The organism is Kineococcus sp. G2, assembly GCF_037154035.1.
Taxonomy (GTDB): Bacteria; Actinomycetota; Actinomycetes; order Actinomycetales; family Kineococcaceae; genus Kineococcus.
Map to the genome: position 1 here is coordinate 1 of NZ_JBBBEM010000055.1, position 3,952 is coordinate 3,952.

At 74.8% G+C, this 3,952-nt stretch carries 3 protein-coding genes; 1 reads left to right on the top strand and 2 read right to left on the bottom strand.

Translation table 11 applies throughout. From position 1 onward, the window contains the following. Positions 1–27: 27 nt before the first annotated feature. Together V9U69_RS09785 and V9U69_RS09790 are read right to left on the bottom strand one after the other, a co-directional pair. Positions 28–1,356 (bottom strand): glucarate dehydratase family protein, encoded by a 1,329-nt coding sequence (locus V9U69_RS09785; protein WP_337061522.1) that lies wholly within the window; start codon positions 1,354–1,356, stop codon positions 28–30. Between the two features lie 112 nt (positions 1,357–1,468). Then, on the bottom strand, positions 1,469–2,422 hold the full coding sequence (locus V9U69_RS09790) for an exopolyphosphatase (protein WP_337061524.1): 954 nt from the start codon (positions 2,420–2,422) through the stop codon (positions 1,469–1,471). A gap of 122 nt (positions 2,423–2,544) precedes the next feature. On the opposite strand from V9U69_RS09790, the gene V9U69_RS09795 reads away from it, so the two are divergent. Continuing rightward, positions 2,545–3,915: a sensor domain-containing diguanylate cyclase gene (locus V9U69_RS09795; RefSeq protein WP_337061526.1), complete on the top strand. Its 1,371-nt coding sequence runs from the start codon at positions 2,545–2,547 to the stop codon at positions 3,913–3,915. The last annotated feature ends 37 nt before the right edge of the window (positions 3,916–3,952 follow it).

The following is a 3,952-nucleotide window of genomic DNA, read 5'->3' on the forward strand; positions in this document are numbered from 1 at the left end:
CCCGCGCTGACCGCGGGCGCCCGCCCCTCACCAGCGGGCGGTGTTCGGGCTGAAACCCGGGTCGACCGTGCGCATGTACCCGGTGTCGTCGCGGTCGCGCAGGCCGCAGCGCAGGTACTGCTCGTGCAGGCGCGCCAGCGCGTCGCGGTCCAGCTCCACGCCCAGCCCCGGCCCCGTCGGCACCCGCACGGAACCGTCGGCGAAGCCGAGGACGCCGGGGACCACGACGTCGTCCTCGGCGAGCTTCCACGGCCAGTGCGTGTCGCACGCGTAGTCGAGGTTCGGGGTGGCCGCCGCCAGGTGCGTCATCGCCGCCAGGGAGATGCCCAGGTGCGAGTTGGAGTGCATGGACAGGCCCATCCCGAACACCTCGCAGATGCGGGCGAGGTCCTGCGAGCGGCGCAGCCCGCCCCAGAAGTGGTGGTCGGACAGCACCACCTGCACCGCGTCCGCGCGCACGGCGGGGGCGAGGTGGTCGAACGCGACGACGCACATGTTCGTCGCCAGCGGCACGTCGGTGCGCCGGTGCACCGCGGCCATCCCCTCGATGCCGGGGGTGGGGTCCTCCAGGTACTCCACGACGCCCTCCAGCGCCTCGGCCACCCGCACGGAGGTGTCCACGGTCCACGCCCCGTTGGGGTCCAGGCGCAGCGGCAGGTCGGCGAACTCCGAGCGCAGCGCGCGGATCGCCTCGATCTCCTGCTCCGGGGGGAAGACCCCGCCCTTGAGCTTGACGGCGGTGAACCCGAACTCGTCGACCATGCGCCGCGCCTGGCGCACCAGGCCCTCGGGGTCCAGGGCCGCGCCCCAGTCGTCCCCGCCGCCGTCCCCGCGGGTGCCGGGGTGCGCCTCCCACTTGTAGAACAGGTAGGCGCTGTACGGCACCGCCTCGCGCACGGCGCCGCCGAGCAGGTCGCTGACGGGGCGGCCCAGCAGGCGGCCCTGCACGTCCAGGGCGGCCACCTCGAAGGGGGACAGGACGCGGTTCAGGGTGCTGGAGGTGGTGACCTGCCCGCCCATGCCGTGCCCGCCGGTGCTGGTGTCGCGCGCCAGCACGGCGGCCACCCGGGCGGCCATGGCGTTCAGGTCGAACACGTCGGCACCGACGAGGCCGGCGGCCGCGGCCCGCACGCGCGCCAGGTGCGCGGCGTCGCCGTACGTCTCACCCAGGCCGGTGCCGTCCTCGGTGTGCACCTCCACGACCGTGCGCAGCGCGAACGGCTCGTGGACGCCGACGTTGTTCAGCAGCGGCAGGTCCCGGAACGCGACGGGGGTGACGTCGACGCGGGTGATGCGGTTGCGGGGGCGGTCCCCCGGCGTGTCGGCTCCGGCGGGCAGGGCCTCGGTGGCGGTCATGGCGTCCTTCGTCGTCGGCAGGAGGCGCGGGCGGCTCGCCGGGAGCCTGCCACACCCGCCCGACCGGGTCCACGGACGCCGGTCACGACCGGCGACGAGGCCGGTGCCCGGGTCAGCGCTCCGCGCGCAGCGCCTCGACCAGCTCCGGCAGCACGGCGGCCGCGTCCTCGTGCGGCACCTGGCAGGTGCCGGCGGCCACGTGCCCGCCGCCGCCGTGCGCCAGGCACACCGCGCCCACGTCCGCCGGCGAGGTGCGGTCCACGATGGACTTGCCGATGGCGAACACCGTGTTCTGCTTCGCGCGGCCCCACATCACGTGGATCGACACGCGCGCGGCGGGGAACAGCGCGTACACCAGGAAGCGGTTGCCGGCGTGGATGACGTCCTCGTCGCGCAGGTCCAGCACCGCCACGTCGCCGTGCAGGGTGGTGACGCGCTCCAGCTGGGCGCGGAACAGCTCCGCCTGCGAGCGGTACAGGTCCACGCGCTCGGCGACGTCCGGCAGGGCGAGGATCTCGTCGACGTCCTGGTACGTCATGCAGTGCTCGATGAGCTGCATCATCAGCTGGTAGTTCGAGATGCGGAAGTCGCGGAAGCGCCCCAGGCCGGTGCGGCTGTCCATGAGGAAGTTCAGCAGCGTCCAGCCGGTCGGCTCCAGGATCTCGGAGACGTCGTACGCGGCGGAGTCCGCCTGGTCCACGGCCCGCATCAGCTCGTCGGAGATCTTCGGGAAGCGCTGCGCGCCGCCGAAGAACTCGAACACGACGCGCGCCGCGGACGGGGCGTCGGCGTCGATGACGTGGTTGCCCGCCCCGGCGCTGCGCAGCGTCTCGGAGTGGTGGTGGTCGAACACCACCCGGGCGCGCGGGTCGTGCGGCAGGTTCGTCAGGACGTCCCGCGCCGTGATCTCCACCGTGCCGTCCTGCACGTCCTTGGGGTGCACGAACGTGATCTCGTCGACCAGGTCGAGCTGGCGCAGCAGCACCGCGCACACCAGCCCGTCGAAGTCGCTGCGCGTCACCAGCCGGTAGGGGCCGGCGGTCAGGAGGGCGTCCGGAGAGGTCACGGGGACCTCATCGGCACGTCACCGCTGCACCTTGAGGTCCTGCGGGAGGATCGCACCGTGACGCCCGCGCCCTCCAGCCGCCCCGCCCGCGAGCCGACGACACCCGCGTGGAGGGTGCAGCGGTGAACGGGCCACCGGACCTGTTCACGACGATCTTCGTGGCGTCGCCGGTGCCGATCGGACTGTGCGAGGACGGCGTCTTCATCGCCGTCAACCCCGCGCTGTGCGAGTTGTTCGCGCGCCCCGAGGCGGAGCTGCTCGGCTCCTCCACCGTGCCGTTCACCCACCCCGACGACCTGCACACCAACCGGGACATCGGCGGGGTGCTCGCGGCCGCCCGGGCGCGCGGCGAGAGCGCCGTGCAGCTGGAGAAGCGCTACGTGCGGCCCGACGGGGAGGTCGTGTGGGCGTGGCTGACGGTGACGATGACGTCCGGGCCGAACGGCGAGGAGTGGACGCTCATCCACCCGCAGGACGTCACCGACCGCAAGGCCGCCGAGTCCGCGCTGCGCCGCTCCGAGGCCCGCTCCGCCGCGCTGAACCGCATCGCCCGGTGCGTCCAGGAGCGCCGGGACCCGCGGCAGGAGGTGGTCGACTCGGCCCACGCCCTGGCCGGTGGCTGCCTGGCCGCCCTCCTCGAGCCGCGCGACGCGGGGGGTGGCGCCGGTGACGGGGCGGGGGTGCTGGAGGTGACGGCCGCGTCCGTCCCCGGCGTCGTGGGTGCGCTCGTGCCGCTGCGCTCGCGCTCCTGGACCGCCGAGGCCCACCGCTCCGGCGAGGTGGTGCTCGTGCCCGACGCGGCCGGGGACCCGCGCGGCAGGCACGAACCCCCGGGGACCGCGCGGGCCCGCTCGCTGGTGTGCTGCCCGCTGACCACGCCGGGCGGGGTGGCGGCGGTCCTGCTGGTGTGCTGGGACCGGGCCGTCGCGGCACCCGGGGACGAGGCCGTGCAGGCCGTGCTGCAGCTGGCCGACGGGGCGGCGGTGGCGCTGGGGCACGCGCGCCTGGTGGCCGAGCTGGAGGCCTCGGCCACCACCGACGCGCTCACCGGCCTGCCGAACCGCCGGGGCTGGGACGAGCACCTCTCCCACCTCGCCGCGGTCTGCGAGCGCGGTGGTGAACCGCTGACCGTCGCGGTGCTCGACGTGGACCGGTTCAAGGCCTACAACGACGCCGAGGGGCACCTGGCCGGGGACCGGCTGCTGGCCGAGGTGGCGCGCAGGGTGCGCGCCGAACTGCGCACGGGTGACGTCGTCGCGCGCTGGGGCGGTGAGGAGTTCACCATCGCCCTGCCCGGCTGCCCCGCCGACGCCGCTCGCGTCCTCCTGGAACGGGTGCGCCTGGCCGTGCGGACGGCACGCGGCTGCAGCATCGGGTTCGCCACCCGGTCCGGCGCCGAGGGTCCCGAGGCTCTGCTGCGGCGAGCCGACGAAGCGTTGTACGCGGCCAAGCGGGCCGGCCGGGACCGGGTCGTGGACGCGGCGAGCCGCTGAGTGACTGTTTCAGATGTGTGGTGAGGGCTGCGCCGGC

Excerpts from the sequence above, each read along its gene's own strand:
- V9U69_RS09785 (WP_337061522.1), bottom strand. The coding sequence starts at position 1,356 with ATGACCGCCACCGAGGCCCTGCCCGCCGGAGCCGACACGCCGGGGGAC.